The organism is Singulisphaera photorubra (assembly GCF_045290345.1).
Classification (GTDB): Bacteria; Planctomycetota; Planctomycetia; order Isosphaerales; family Isosphaeraceae; genus Singulisphaera.
The window spans coordinates 10086270-10100794 of record NZ_CP155447.1 but is presented as its reverse complement, the minus strand read 5'-3'; the positions used below and the strand labels follow the sequence as shown (position 1 = coordinate 10100794).

Below are 14525 nucleotides of genomic sequence, written 5' to 3'. Positions count from 1 at the left end.
GGGACTGGGAGTCCTGCGCCGACCGATACCGCGATCTCTTCGCCGAGCTTGTTGGCGGGTCGAGTCACACGAGGCCGAGGCAAGATTCTTCAGTCCGCCGAGACTTCGGCCCGCCTTGGCTCTCGGGGCAGATTGATGATCCCGGCCAGGAAGGAGCCGAAGACGGTCTCAAGGCCGAGGCTGAACAGCGTCCCCGCGAAAATCCACTGAGCCGGTGAGGTCACGCGCTGGGTCCGGGCCCACTGGATCAAGACCGGCGATCCTAGCGCGACAGCTACCGCGATCAAGATAAGCCCGAGAGCTAGACCGCGCTCGACCGAGAATATCCCGGCGGCCCGCTCCACTTGAGGATCGCGGAAGACGGGGTCGACCCGGTGGGTGTAGAACTTGGCCAGGAGGCCGAAGGCCAGCAGATGGAAGCCGCCGATCGAGACCAGCGAGGCGGTGTACATGAAGTTGGGGCCGAAGGCGCCGGCAAAGGCGCCGTAGCCGGAGAGCACCGCGGCGGGGATCGCAACGAGACCCAAGAGGGTCAAGAAGAGACCGGGAAGTATGAACAGGAAGGTCGGGGTGCACATCAGTAGAAAACGCAGATGCCTCCAACCGTCGCGGAAACTGCGGAGGTGGGGCGGCCGATCGCGCCCGTCGGGGTGGAGGACGGTCGGCACCTCGGTGACCTTCTGGTGACTCAGGCAGGCCCTGACGACCATCTCGCTGGCGAATTCCATGCCGGGGGTCGTTAGCCCTAGGCGGCCGTAGGCGTCCTTACGAAAGCCCCGAAGGCCGCAGTGTGCGTCGTGGATCGGGGTCTGAAAAAAGAGATTGAGGATCCCCGTCAGGATCGGGTTGCCGATGTAGCGGTGGTGCCAGGGCATAGCGCCGGGTCGGATTCCGCCCTGGAAACGGTTCCCCATGACCAGGTCGTGCCCCTCACGCAACCGTTCGACAAACAGCTCCAGGCGGCTAAAATCATATGAGTCGTCGGCATCTCCCATGATCACGTACTGGCCGGAGGCAGCGGCGATACCGACCTGCAATGCGCTGCCGTATCCTTTGCGGTCGACGTGGACAACCCGGGCACCGTGCGACCGAGCAATCTCAGGCGATCCGTCCGTGCTGCCATTGTCGGCGACGACCACCTCGCCCCGAACTCCCATTTCATCCAGCGATTGTAACGCCTTGGCCACACAACGACCGACCGTCAGGGCCTCGTTCAAGCAGGGCATGACCACCGATATTTCCATGTAATCGGTCCAATCCAGCGGTCGGAATGGAGGACCTTCACGGAGGATCGCGGACATGGGGCACGCTCCATCAGCGACTATGGGGATGCAGGACGAACCAACCCCCACTGAATTGCTCAGGACGAGGGCCTTCTAGGAACACTAGGTCACGCTGCGCGAGGAGGTAGAAAGATGCCGCATCCCGGGTCGACACCCCGCGGTGGACACCACAAACGAAGTCGGTGAACCACACACCCATCGCAGTTGCAGAAAGTACGGGCCGCGACCAAGTCCAGCCGCCGCTCGCCACACTTGGTATTGCTGCCGAACGACCCGATCTGGCTGAGCCGCGTGATCACCAGGGTTTCCGGCAGGCTCGAGGATGTCGTACAGGTGTCGGAGAAAAGCCTGGTGACAGCTCATTCACTGATTTGGGAGGCCGCGGGGATCTCGCCAGGTGGGGCCTTTATTTTTTTTCGGCCCACTCGAGAGGCTTACTCCCGGTTGGCTCGTAGACCGAGCGCTACCTGTGATGGGGGCCGACATCGTAACCACGTCCGAAGTTGGGGCACAGTGATCCCAGGCGTGTGCCATTCACGGACGAATCGATGCTCAACAACCTTGGCGGAACCAGACTGGGGAATCGCTCCATCGGCCGGACTTCCGTATCATGGGAAAACCAGCCGACCTCCAAACGACGCGAGCCGCCGGCCTCTTACGGCGCATCCTCAAGGAATCATGATGAGATCCATGACCCGATGGCACGGAGGATTTGCCGTTTGGCTGTCGTTGTTGACAGCGGCCAATGCGGCGGACCACGTCACGAACCCGGCGACCGAGAACATCAAGGCAAACGACCTGCTTGGGCACATCCAGGTTCTGGCCTCGGATGAATATGAAGGTCGAGCGCCTGGAACGCCGGGCGAGGATCGGACGGTCGCTTACCTCACCGAACAGTTTCGCAAGTTTGGGCTGAAGCCTGGGAATCCTGATGGGACCTTCGTGCAAGAGGTGCCGCTCGTCGGATTTCAGGCGAGCGCAGTCTCTGGTGCGTTCCGGGTCGGGGCCCAGTCGATTGATCTGAAGTATCCCGAAGACTGGGTCGCGGTCTCGCGACGCCTGGCCCAAGAGGTGAAAATCGAAAATTCCGACGTCGTCTTCGTCGGGTACGGGGTCGTCGCGCCCGAGTATGGCTGGGACGACTATAAAGACGTCGATGTCCGTGGCAAGACGATCCTGATGCTGGTCAACGACCCGGCAGTCCCAGATCCGAAAGACCCCACCCAGCTCGACCCCGCGCTGTTCAAGGGGAAGGCGATGACCTACTACGGACGCTGGACCTACAAGTACGAGATCGCTTCCGAAAAGGGAGCCGCGGCCGTCTTGCTGGTCCATGAGACCGGCCCGGCCGGCTACCCTTACTCCGTGGTGGTCGGAAGTTGGGGCCGCGAAAACTTCGATATTCGCCAGGCGGTTGAGGACACAGGACGCGTGGCCGTGGAGGCCTGGATCGGTCTCGAACCGGCCAAGCAGCTTTTCACCGCAAGCGGCCAGGACTTCGATGCTCTCAAAAAAGGCGCCCTTTCCAAGGACTTCCGGCCCGTTTCGTTGAACGCCAAGGCTCGCTTCTCCGTCACGAGCACGATGCGGGACGTCAAGTCACGCAACGTGGTAGCGAGGCTCGAAGGCTCGGACCCGGAGCGTAAGAAAGAACATATTATCTATACCGCCCATTGGGATCACCTCGGGCGTGACGATTCTCTCACGGGCGACAAGATCTTCAATGGAGCGGCCGACAATGCTTCGGGAGTGGCCGCCGTGCTCGAGATCGCCAAGGCCTACTCCGAGCTGAAGACCCCTCCCAAGCGATCGATCCTGTTCCTGGCTCTGACCGCCGAAGAGAAGGGACTCCTCGGCGCGAAATACTATGCGGAACACCCGCTCTATCCGCTCGCGGACACGTTGGCCGACCTGAACATGGATGTGATCAACCTCTGGGGGCGAACTCGCGACATCACCAGCGTCGGGCTCGGTCAGTCAACTCTCGACGATCTCCTCCGTGAAGTCGCCCAGGTCCAGGGACGCGTCGTCATCCCGGACGCCGAACCCGAGAAAGGCCTCTTCTATCGGTCGGATCATTTCGAGTTCGCCAAGCAAGGTGTCCCTGCTTTGAACGTCAAGGCCGGTGTCAGTTACGTGGGGAAGCCCGACGACTACGGTCGGGTCAAACGCGAGGAGTACACCCAGAACGATTATCACAAGGTCAGCGACCAGGTGAAGCCGGACTGGGACCTCACCGGCGCGGTCGATGACCTGAAACTCTTGTGGGAGGTTGGGTATCGCCTTGCCGAGGGCGATCGATTTCCCGAGTGGTCGGCGGGTTCCGAATTTCGTGAGCGCCGTGAGGCGATGCTCAAGAAGTACCGACCCTGAGCCGGAACGCGGAAAGAGCGACCGCCAGCCGACTACCTGCGGTAGCTGCTCCAGGGGTAAATCGCCGATTTCTGGAGCACCCGTAGAAGCGGGTCCGTGGCGACCCGCTGTTCGATTCGGCTCCAAGGGTCGCGCACTCCAGCCACCCCATAGAGGCCTCCGACCACCAGGAGGATCACGAAGACGACCCATGCAGACCGGCGCTTCAACCGTGAGGCTCCCACCACAGCGAAGAAGAAACAGGCGGGAGTGATCGCGAGCAGGTGCCGGGTTCCGAACGACTGCCCCGCATAGTCCGTCCGCCGGACGCCCCAGACATAGTAAGTCAGAAGCACGACGACCATACCGCCGACCGCCAAGGCCGCCGGTCGCAGCGGGTCATCCCGTCGCGCGATCGCCGAGTAGAGCCCGATCACCGCGAAGAGAAGTACCGGAGTGACCGTCATCCAGCCTTGCGGTCCAAACAGCAACTCCAGCCCGAACCGCCAGCGGGGACCGGTTTCCGTCCAGACCCCGGCCGTCGCCCAGTAGGATCCGGGATAGTCGAAGGCTTTGGGGTACATCTCGACCGGCAAGGGAGTTCCAGTCACCATCGATTGAAGGGCGGAATGGAAGAGGAGCGGGAAGAATGCGCCCGACAGAAACGACCAGGGAAGCCTCCGGGAGCGAAACGTGAGCCAGAGGCTGAGAGCGACCAACAGGACTCCCCCCGCGGGGAGGTCGACGGCCGCAGTCAGGCCGGCGAGGTACCCCGCCATCGCCCGGCGCAGTTTCGATCGCTCGTTCTGGGGATCCTCGAGAATCGTCAGGGCAAGCGCTCCCGTGACGAGTCCCGCCGCAACGCTGTGGTTGTTGAAGGTGACCCCGTACGACAGCAGGAGTGAGCCGAATCCAAAGCCGAGGGTCAACGCGTCGGCGGCCCAGGGCGCGATTGGTATCGCCTGCAAGAGCTGACGGAGCCAGACCAGGGTCAAGGCGGAGGCCACCCCGACGATGCTTGTCACCAAGACCCAGTTGGCGAGCACGAACTCAGCCATCGAACCGCTGAAACGCGATCCGGACTGGTAGACGATCGCGTAGACGGCCGCCCCGATCACGGACAGAACCGGGGGCTTGTCGGAATAGAGGTGGCGCCCGAATCGGACCAGGTCCGGAGATCCGCTGGCGGCCCGCAAGGGCGACGACTCTACTGCCAGAGTCCCCCGCTCCACGATCCCCTCGATCGTCATGTAGCGTGAGGAGACGTTCCCGCTGATCTTGGGTGTGAATGAGAGCGGGACCAGGGCCAGCAGATAAACCGCACCGAGCAGCCAGGGCCGAGCCGGGTGGACGCGACTCACGACGGGTGACACCCATCGCGGCGGATTCGAGTTCCGGATAAACTTTTCCATGACGACCCTTCAAGATGTCGAGTCACGCCCGACGTCTGATCTTAACACGGCGAAACCAACACCGACACCGTGACTGACATCAAACCGGCCAGCATCCCGCGATGGTCCGTGCTCATCCTCGCGGCTGTCCTCCTCTTCAACGTCTGGCTCCGTGGGCACACCTTCGGCCCGACCCTGCGCGATCAATTCGGACTCGATCTCTGGCCCGTCTCCGGGGCCGAGGCTGAGCCGCTCGACTGCGACGAGGCGGCCTACGCCTACATCGGCCGGCGGATCGATCAGGGGGCTGTGATGTATCGCGACCTGAGCGAGAACAAGCCGCCCGGTGGCTACTGGCTCTATGCCCTGGCCCTGGCGATTGGCGGGTCACACGAACTGACGGTCCGAGTGATGCCGATCCCGATCGTCCTGGCCACGATCATGCTGGTCTGGTGGCTCGGCCTGCGGCTTCGAGGGCCGGGGGCGGCTTCCTTGGCGGCACTCATCTACGCGGTCGTCAGTACTGATCCCTATCTCTACGGCAATGGCGCCAACTTCGAGCACGCGATCAACCTGTTCGCCATTGCGTCGGTCGCCTGTCTGGTGGCGGCAATGGATCGCGGGTGCCGCCGCCTCGTGTTTGTCTCCGGCCTCAGCTTGGGGATTGCCTGCCTGTTCAAACAGGTTGTCATTCTGCATGGCCTTGTGCTTGCCCTCTTCGTGCTCGTTCAGGCTCGACCGCTCCGTCATCGCGTGAAAGATGTGTTGGCCCTGGCGGGGGGATTCCTGTTCGTCTGGGGAGCGGCCGCGCTCATCCTGGTTTTCCAGGGAGCGAGCACAGCGGCCTACGAGGATATCTTCCAGTACGGTCGTGCCCTGGCCACCGACACTCCGGCGGAGCCGAACTCGCCTCCTTTTTGGATGCGCTGGGTCACTGGTAACGCCGACCCCTCGGGGCATCTGCCCCCTCCCTTCGGAAAGACCGACTACCTTGTCTGGTGGGGTGCGGGGAGTTGGCCGCTCTGGCTGGCGGGAATTCCGTCGATTGTTGCGTTGGGAATGGCACGGACATCGACGATGGCGAGGCGGCTGGTTGCGGCATGGACGGTCTCAGCCTGGATCCAGGTTGCGCTTCCTGGCCTGTTCTGGCAGCATTACTACTTACTTCCCTTGCCAGGCCTGGCGATCGTTGTGGCCGTTCACCTCGCCGATTCCCTGTCTCGGATGTTGGCGGGAGGGGGTCGAGCCATCTTGTGGGCCGCCTGGGTTCTCGTACTCAGTCTGGCCCTGGTTTGGACGGGTCGGATTCAGGTGCGCGACTACCTGATGACTCCCCCGGAGATGCTGACCGTCAAGTTTAAAGGGGGCGGGCAATGGGTAGTGCTCCGCGACCTCGGCCGCGACCTGGCGGAACGTTCGACGCTCTGGACCGACCCGCAGCTTTTCATCTGGGGCTGGCAGAGTCCGCTCTTCTTCTACTCCGGGCTCGATGGGGTCTCACGCCACTTCTTCGTTGACAACCTGCTCAAGGCGTACGCGACTACCGATCACCCCTTGATTCGGCCACGGATCGATCGGATCATGCGCGACCTCAACGCTCATCCCCCGGCGCTGATCTTCGTGGGCTACCCCCCCTTCCCTGAGTTGCAGGCCTTCCTCCGCGAGCACTATCTCCGGTCCCATCTTGTGGGTAACGATCAGCAAGGCTATCCACTCTGGGTCGAGCGGAAGAAATATCGCGAATTCGAGACGTTTCAGTCACCGGTGACACCGCGCCGCTGAGTCGTGTCGAGTGACAGAGCCAAGCGGGGCATGCGTGCTCGAGGCGATACCTTACGAAGCATCGTCAGGTCGGTCCGAGGGGATGGATTATCCGCATGCGGGAAGCGAAATGGTGCATCCGTCAACAGCGTTGACGTTGCGGAAAAAGGAGCACGGCCGGCCCGGCCGTCATTCGATCGGGGGCGGCGCGAATCCGATGGGTTGTCAGGGGCGACGCTCAACGCCTCGCGCAGCCGGGAGTTGGTGGATGGCAGAGCCGGCGATCAACCCTTCCAGATTGCCCAGACCATGGCACCGGCAATCGCGAGGGCGACGACTGACAAGAACTTCGAGCTGTCCAGGAACCTTACTACGAACTCGAAGGGATTTTCGGCTTGTCGCAAGCAAAAGTCTCATCTGCGGCCGTGCCGCGTTGAAAATATCACCCACCTGAATGTAGCAGAAAAATGGAGGAATAAGATATTAAAAAATCCTGATTTTGAAAATTCGTTGCAATTTTGATTAAAATGAGGTCTTTGCGAGTTGTGCACTCCTCGGCTGACTTGCTCCCCGACAACGCGAGCTGGCGGCCCGATATTCGCTTACCCCAGCGACGGACGATCTGCATGTTGAGTCGGATTCGGCTCTGTTTGCACCGCTGTGAGCCACGTAACGCGAACCGCGGAAAATCGATGGCACGGTGGCGATTGGGGTGAGAGGATGTTGCGACGGAATGAGCACAGGCTCCTGAGCTGTTAGGCCTCCCATCGTCCCAGTCGGAGCGCCGACTCGCCCTTTTCCATTTCGCTTTGGGAAGAAAGACGAAGTCAATGCGACGTCCCAGGTTGATCTCCCAGACTTTGCTGATCGCGGCCATTCTTTTCCCGGCTTCCCTGGCAGCGATTGCTGTTTCGCCGACGACTTGGGCGAAGGTGCGCGAATGGTCGGTGCCGGAGGCGAGGCAAGCCGCGGCGGCCGACGAGCGGTTCCTCTACGCCATCACGAACACGCTCGTCGCCAAGTATGATCGGGGAACAGGGCAGCGAGTGGCCGTCAGTACCGGCAAGGCCGAGCACTTGAATAGCGGTTTCGTCTGGGATCACCGCGTCTACTGCGCCCATTCCAACTACCCGAAGCTCCCAGAGCAGAGCCAAATCATGGTCCTCGACCCTGAGACCATGCAACTCTCGACCTTCAAGGATTTCGGCAACGCGGGCGGAAGCCTGACCTGGGCCGTGCGCCACGAGGGGAGCTGGTGGTGCAACTTTGCGCGGTATGGGGCCGATAACGCCGGGACCTTCCTGGTCAAATACGACGACTCATGGCGCGAGCTTGGTCGCTGGACTTATCCGCCCGAAATCTTTCGCGAACTGCATGATTACAGCTTTTCAGGCGGCCTCTGGCGTGATGGATCCCTGTTGCTCACCGGCCACGACGACCCGGTGCTCTTCCGATTCCAGATCCTGAACGGGAAGCTTCAACTCGTCGAAAAACAGTCGGTCCCGTTCACCGGCCAGGGAATCGCCGAGGATCCTGGTACGGGCGGACTGGTGGGAATCGATCGGGCGCGGCGGAAATTCGTCCTGGCGCAACTGGTCAAGCCATCGGAGTAGCCCGAATGGGGAGGACGAAAGTGATCGCCGGCGCCTTCGGCCGCCGGGCGGGCCGCTTCCTCAGACCGGTCTAATGTCGCTCTGGTGAGTTGCGCGCCCACGCCGTACGCAGGCTGGCGATCAAGCGATCCGCCAACGTGGTCGCGACTCGCGGGAGAGCATGGCATTGGCGCGGTCGTTGTCGAGGAAGCGTTCGGCTTTAGGGTCCCAGCGGAGGGATTCGCCGGTGCGAATGGCGATGTTGCCCAGGTGGCAGACGGTGGCGGAGCGGTGGCCAATCGTGGGGTTGCAGACCGGTTTTTCGCGAGTGCGAACGCCATCAATGAAGTTGAGAATGTGATCGTTTGCGGAGGCGAGTCGGGTGGCGGTGGCGGGGAGTGGGTCGGAGAGAAGGCGGGGGTCGCTGGATTCGATCTTGGCGCGGTCCACGAAGATCCAGCCGAGGTCGCCGACGAAGAGGACGCCGTTCTTCCCCTTGGCCGAGCAGATCAGGTTCGCGCCTGTGGCGTAAGTATAGGTGACGTTGAAGTCGACCGGGCAGGCGTAACTGTGGGGCGAACTGCCGACTTCGGAGTGGGTGGCCTCGACCGCGATGGGGCCGGTGTCGTCAGCGTCAAGGCCCCATTGGGCGATGTCATTGTGGTGGGCGCCCCAGTCGGTGAGCTTCCCGCCGGAGTATTCGTACCACCAGCGGAAGTCGTAGTGACACCGCTCCTTGATATAAGGAACCGCCGGCGCCTGGCCGAGCCAGAAATCCCAGTCGAGGCCGACGGGCGGGGTCGAGGGCGAAAGCGGCTTGTGCTTGGGGTTTGAACCGACGCGAGTCTCGACGCGGCGGATCGTGCCGATCCGGCCGTTGCGGACGAGTTCGCAAGCCAGGCGGAACCTGGGGTCGGAGCGCTGCTGGGTCCCGACCTGCACGAGCCGGTCGGTCGACGACGCGGCCTTGACCAGGGCTTTTCCCTCGCCGATGGTGAGGGTCATCGGCTTCTCGCAGTAGACGTCCTTCCCCGCACGTAGAGCGGCGATCGTGATCGGGGCATGCCAGTGGTCTGGGGTGACGACCGTCACGGCGTCGATGTCGTGACGAGCGAGCAAGGCGCGGAAATCGCCGTATTCGGCGACCCCCTTGAGCTTGGACTTGGCGATCGCCGCCTGCCTCCGGTTTGCGTCGACGTCGCACGCGGCCACCAGTTCGACGCCCGGCCGCTTCTTGACGGCCTCGGTCATCACGAGGTAGCCCTGTCCGCCCGTGCCGATCGCCCCGAGCCTGATCCGGTCGCTGGGCGCGACGGGCTTGCTCTCCTTCGCCGCGCGCTCCTGCTCGTCCGAGACGACCTCACGCGCATACCATGCCGGCAGTCCCGCCCCGATGGTCAACGCCGCCATCGATGCGCCCACGAATCCCCGGCGCGAAAGCGTCCCTCTGCGGATCATCGCGACATCCTCTCCAAGCTTCCGGCACCCCCTCCAACGGCCGCGCGGGTATGATAGCAGCCCTCTGCCCTCACACAAGCCGAGCTTGACGATGCTGCTGGACTGGACTCGGAGCGGATGAGGGGAGATCAACGTTCGCTCAGATCGTCGCGCTGCTCATGATCCTCGTCGCGTTTGCTGTTGTTTTGATGGGGCGTGTCAGCTTATCAAGCCAGGAGGGCCAGGAGGTCGCTCGGAGATGAGTTGTGGAGGATCGCCTGGTAGCGTTGGCGGAGCAGTTCCATGACGGCGTCCCAGCTTTTTCCGACCGCGAAGGTGCGCGCCGCTTGCGCGAGCCGTTGCCGAAGCGCGGCGTCATCGACGAGTTCGATCAAGGTCGCAGCGAAATCGGCCGGGGATTGGTCGGGCTCGAGCAAAAAGCCGTTGTCACCTGGCTGGACGATGTTGCCTACCCCCCCTGCCCTGAGTGCCACGACAGGCAGGCCCGAGGCCATCGCTTCGAGGATGACGTTACCGAAGGTTTCGGTCAGGCTTGAGAAGGCGAAGACGTCGGCGGCGGCATAATGATCGGCCAGGTCGTCTCCACTCCGGTAGCCGACGAACTGGGCTTGTCGGCCGATTCGCGTCTCGAGGTCGGCCCGGGCAGGGCCGTCGCCGACGAGCAGGAACCGTGCCTCCGGGCGAGCGGCGGCCACGCGCTCGAACGCGTCGATCAGGTACGCGACGTTCTTCTCCACGGCCATCCGGCTCACGTAGCCGATGACCACGTCCTCCGGTCCGAACCCGAGGTCGGCCCTCACCCGCGCTCGCCCAGGGCGATCGGGGCGGAACAGGTGGCTATCGACGCCGCGCGGCCAGAGTACCAATCGTTCAAATCCGCGTTCTTCCAACTCGGCGATGGTCGTGAGTGAGGGAACGTAGGTTTCCAGGGTCCGATTGTGGAACCAACGCAGGTAACGCCAGATTGTCCCTTTGGCCCAGCCAACTCGGTAATGGTTGCTGTACTGATCGAAATTGGTGTGAAAGCTCGAAACCACCGGAATCTTTCGCCGTTTGGCGAGACCGAGGAGGCTTAGTCCCAAGGTGGCTTCGGTGGCAATGTGGATCAGGTCGGGGCGAAATTCGACGATCCGGCGGTGGATCCCACCGAACGGCGGCAGCGGCAGCCGGAGTTCCTTGTAGAACGGCAGCGGCCAGGCTCGGACCAGAAGGGTTTGGACCTCCTTCGGTTTTCCCCCGTAGTCGGGATGAACGAGTTGGACCTCGTCACCCGCCTCGCGGAGATATCGGACAAGCTGTCCGAGCGTCCGCGAGACGCCGTTGACTTGAGGATAATAGGTCTCAGTGACGATTGTCACTCGCATGGATCACTCTTCGCAACGAGCGGAATACCACCATCGACGCTCAAAAAGGGGCCGATCTCTGCCAGGTAACCCGCGGGGAGTTTCATTTCATTCCTTCTGTCGGCCTCACCGACGAGCAGACTTGCCGCATTTTACGGAATCTCCAAGCCGAGATGCGAGTCAGGGAGTTCGAATCTTCCAAGAAACTTGTGTGAACCAAGAGCGCCTGGTTTGGTGGATCGCCTCTTGCCGGGCCGATCGGGACTTGGCAAACTCGCCCCGGATGAACTGACTCTTGGTCCAATGGTTGAGCCCTCGTCAGCCGGCGGTAGGTGTTTGGCGGGAGAGATGCATTGAAACCGAATCCGGTCAAGAAGGCGTTGCGCGAGGGGAAACCGCAAATCGGCACATGGTTATCGCTCGGAAGCGTGGTCGCCGCGCGATTTCTGGCACGGTCGGGTTTCCCCTGGCTGACGGTCGACATGGAGCACACCCATACCGACATCCAGACTGCCGCCATGATGTTCGGCGCGATTGCGGATGCCGGTTGCGTCCCTCTGGCTCGTGTCCCCGCTTCGCGCCACGAGTACATCAAGTCGGTTCTCGACTGCGGTGCCATGGGAATCGTCGTCCCCATGGTGATGGACGTCGCCGAAGCGAAAGCGGTCGTCGCCGCCGCCAAGTACCCTCCCCTGGGCAACCGATCGGTCGGCGGCGGTTTGCACGCCATGAACTACGGGGCGACCGCGGAAGATTACTACGTCCAGGCCGACAATGAAATCCTGGTCGTTATTCAGACCGAGCACATCGCGGCGGTCGATATCGCTGACGAGATTTACGCGGTCCCCGGCATCGACGCGATCTTCGTCGGCCCCAACGACCTTGCCGCTTCGCTCCGCAAGCCCGACGGCACGCCGCCGAGCAAAGAGCTGATGGAAGAAACGCTCACCCGGATTCGGGAGGCGGCAAAGCGTCAAGGGGTCCCTTGCGGCATCCACCTCCACTCGATCGCCGACGTCGAGCGCAGGGTTGCGGAAGGCTGGCAGTTCATCGCGCTGGGCAGCGAGCTCAAAATGATGCTCGACGGCGCGGGTAACTACATTCGTCAGCTCCATCCGGAACGCGGAACGGCCGAGATGGCCAAGTATTGACGCACAATCAAATAAAACCGTGAGCGCCCATCCCGGAACACGCGCGATCCGGGATGGTCACTCACCGCTTCGATTCGGGCTTCGCTTCGGCAAGGAAAAAGGGATGGTGGGCCGTGCCTACCCGACGGGAGAAATCTGATCCTGGCCGCTGATCAATCGTAAGTCGTTGATGAATTTATAACGGGTTAGGCGAAGCTTTACACCGCTTCGAGCTTTTCTCGGAACTGTTTGCTGTTGCCACGCATCGGTCGGGATTCCGTGGGCATCGCGCTCCACGTCCGAAACGCAGCAACATTCGCTTCTCAATGGCAAGGGAGCTGGCGCTCTCCGCTCACCTTCGCGGTGAGCGAAGTCGCTTTGTCGTGGCTGGGGAGCCAGCGCGATCGATTACCCCTCGACGAGGCTCTTCATTCGTTCGATCCCGGCTCGGGCCACCTCGTAGGGGTCGTGACTCCAGAGTTCGCGATTGAAGAGTTCGAGGGAGAGGGGGCCTCGATAGCCAATGGTTCGGAGGTTGGCGATCACTCGAGGCAAGTCGGCGATTCCTTCGCCGAGCATGACTCGATCGGCATCGGTCTGGGTCAGCGGGTCGGGCGAGGCGGGGAGATCGTTGATGTGGAAGCAGGCGAGCTGACTCCCGTTGAGGGAGAGCAAGTCATCGACTGAGCCTCCACCACGAATCATGTGGAAGACGTCGGCAACCACCGTCGCCTGGGGATCGCCCGAACCGGTGGCGATGGCCAGGGCGGTGGCGACGTTATTGACCCCGGCGACGAAGCCGAGGAATTCCATCGACGGCGTCACGCCGCACTGACGGCCAAGCTCCAGGAGTTTCCCAAACCGGGTCGCCGCCAACTCGAGATCGACCACCTCCTGGGGCGGGCTCGCGACGATGGTCGGGCTGCCCAAGGCGGCCGCTTGCTCCATCCTCCGTCGGCAATCCTCCTGGACTTTGGCGTCGTCAGCACCTTCGGCCAGGATCCAACCGTGGAGGGCGATGACGCTCACGACCTTGAGGCCGGCGTCCGCCAGCGCCTTGCGGAGGTCATCGAGCGTTCCCCCTGAGCGAAGATAGGCGTCGATCTCGTCGTTCCAGGGCTCCAGGGCTTGGTAACCCAAGCGGCCGGCAATCCGAATCTTCTCGAGCAAGGGCGTGGGCTGGATGGTACTCGTGTTCAGGCAGTAGAGGAATTCGCTCACGACCGAGGCTCCGAAGGGGGCGTGAATGGATTGGCGATCGGCTGATGATAGCGAACCGATTGCTCATCAGGCAGGTAGACCATTCCCGCGTCGTCGGCGACGTGGAGTCCCGAATCGAGGTAGAGAATGATGCCGTTGACTTTTCTGCCGGCGGGTGAGGCGAGAAAAACGACGGCGCCACCAACGTCCTCCGGGGTGGTCAAGTTACTCACCCCCTGGGGAAAATCAGGCCTCCCCTGCTCGGCCTGAATCAGTCGTTCTCCGGGGGTATCGACCCAGCCGGGAGCGACCATATTGCAGGTAACTCCCTGCCCGAGGGTTTCGACGGCGACTTGTCGCGTCAGTCCGAGCAAGCCAGCCTTACTCGTCACATAGGAGAAGAGGCCGGGCATCGGTCGGGTCGCCCGGGTCGAACCAATATTGACGATCGTCCCCTGTCGACGCTGGAGCGAGGGAAGCGACGCCTTGATGCCGAGCCAAGGACCTTTCAGATTGATGGCCAAAGTGCGATCCCAGAGGGCCTCATCGGTCGATTCGATCGTCCCTCGGGGGCTGATCCCCGCGTTGTTCACCAGGAGGTCGAGCCCGCCCCAACGCGCCGTGACTTCCCCCACGGCGTGCGCCCAGGCGTCCGCCTGGGTCACGTCCAGCTTCATGGCTAGCGTCGGGTAACCTTGATCACCCAGCAAGGACGCGGATCGAGCGGCCGAGTCTTCATCAATATCGGTCAGTGCGACCTGGAATCCTGCTTTGGCGAGGGCGGTGGCGATCCCGAGCCCGATTCCGCGGCCGGCACCGGTCACCAGGGCCGTGGAGCGGAACAAATGTTGACCGATTGGCATGAAATAAAGCACCTTCGTGTACGTCGAGGATCGTCTCGCCCCGGCACGAGGGGCTTTCCAAACGCGGCCCAACTTGTTCCAATCCTAATCCAATGGCTTTATGATGATGTGGTAAGAGCAAGGCGTCAATTAGCTACCGTACAAACCTGTCG

General features: G+C 62.3%; 10 protein-coding genes. 4 read left to right on the top strand and 6 right to left on the bottom strand.

The window, feature by feature from the left end:
- Positions 1 to 89 precede the first annotated feature (89 nt).
- Positions 90 to 1301 carry a glycosyltransferase family 2 protein gene (locus V5E97_RS37740; RefSeq protein WP_406696697.1) on the bottom strand — a complete coding sequence of 404 codons (1212 nt, stop codon included), beginning with the start codon at positions 1299 to 1301 and terminating at the stop codon, positions 90 to 92.
- A 663-nt stretch (positions 1302 to 1964) separates the two neighbouring features.
- Here V5E97_RS37740 and V5E97_RS37735 point away from each other — a divergent pair.
- Complete coding sequence (locus V5E97_RS37735) at positions 1965 to 3656, top strand: M28 family metallopeptidase (protein WP_406701279.1); 1692 nt, start codon at positions 1965 to 1967, stop codon at positions 3654 to 3656.
- Positions 3657 to 3688: 32 nt separating this feature from the next.
- Here V5E97_RS37735 and V5E97_RS37730 read toward each other — a convergent pair whose 3' ends face one another.
- Positions 3689 to 5047, bottom strand: a complete 1359-nt coding sequence (locus V5E97_RS37730) for a hypothetical protein (RefSeq protein ID WP_406696696.1) — start codon at positions 5045 to 5047, stop codon at positions 3689 to 3691.
- 69 nt (positions 5048 to 5116) lie between these two features.
- Between V5E97_RS37730 and V5E97_RS37725 the strand changes: the two genes are divergently transcribed.
- Together V5E97_RS37725 and V5E97_RS37720 are read left to right on the top strand one after the other, a co-directional pair.
- Positions 5117 to 6808: an ArnT family glycosyltransferase gene (locus tag V5E97_RS37725; RefSeq protein WP_406696695.1), complete on the top strand. Its 1692-nt coding sequence runs from the start codon at positions 5117 to 5119 to the stop codon at positions 6806 to 6808.
- An 809-nt stretch (positions 6809 to 7617) separates the two neighbouring features.
- On the top strand, positions 7618 to 8400 hold the full coding sequence (locus tag V5E97_RS37720) for an endonuclease (RefSeq protein ID WP_406696694.1): 783 nt from the start codon (positions 7618 to 7620) through the stop codon (positions 8398 to 8400).
- A 120-nt stretch (positions 8401 to 8520) separates the two neighbouring features.
- Here V5E97_RS37720 and V5E97_RS37715 read toward each other — a convergent pair whose 3' ends face one another.
- Positions 8521 to 9837 (bottom strand): Gfo/Idh/MocA family protein, encoded by a 1317-nt coding sequence (locus V5E97_RS37715; RefSeq protein ID WP_406696693.1) that lies wholly within the window; start codon positions 9835 to 9837, stop codon positions 8521 to 8523.
- Between the two features lie 206 nt (positions 9838 to 10043).
- Positions 10044 to 11201, bottom strand: coding sequence for a glycosyltransferase family 4 protein (locus V5E97_RS37710; RefSeq protein ID WP_406696692.1), 1158 nt, complete (start codon positions 11199 to 11201; stop codon positions 10044 to 10046).
- Between the two features lie 332 nt (positions 11202 to 11533).
- Here V5E97_RS37710 and V5E97_RS37705 point away from each other — a divergent pair, with 332 nt between their 5' ends.
- The gene (locus tag V5E97_RS37705; protein ID WP_406696691.1) at positions 11534 to 12331 is read left to right on the top strand and encodes an HpcH/HpaI aldolase family protein; all 798 of its coding nucleotides are present in this window, start codon (positions 11534 to 11536) and stop codon (positions 12329 to 12331) included.
- 387 nt (positions 12332 to 12718) lie between these two features.
- Here V5E97_RS37705 and V5E97_RS37700 read toward each other — a convergent pair whose 3' ends face one another.
- Positions 12719 to 13531: a sugar phosphate isomerase/epimerase family protein gene (locus V5E97_RS37700; RefSeq protein ID WP_406696690.1), complete on the bottom strand. Its 813-nt coding sequence runs from the start codon at positions 13529 to 13531 to the stop codon at positions 12719 to 12721.
- Positions 13528 to 14373, bottom strand: coding sequence for an SDR family NAD(P)-dependent oxidoreductase (locus tag V5E97_RS37695; protein ID WP_406696689.1), 846 nt, complete (start codon positions 14371 to 14373; stop codon positions 13528 to 13530). Before V5E97_RS37695 ends, V5E97_RS37700 begins: the two co-directional genes overlap by 4 nt.
- Positions 14374 to 14525: the final 152 nt, after the last annotated feature.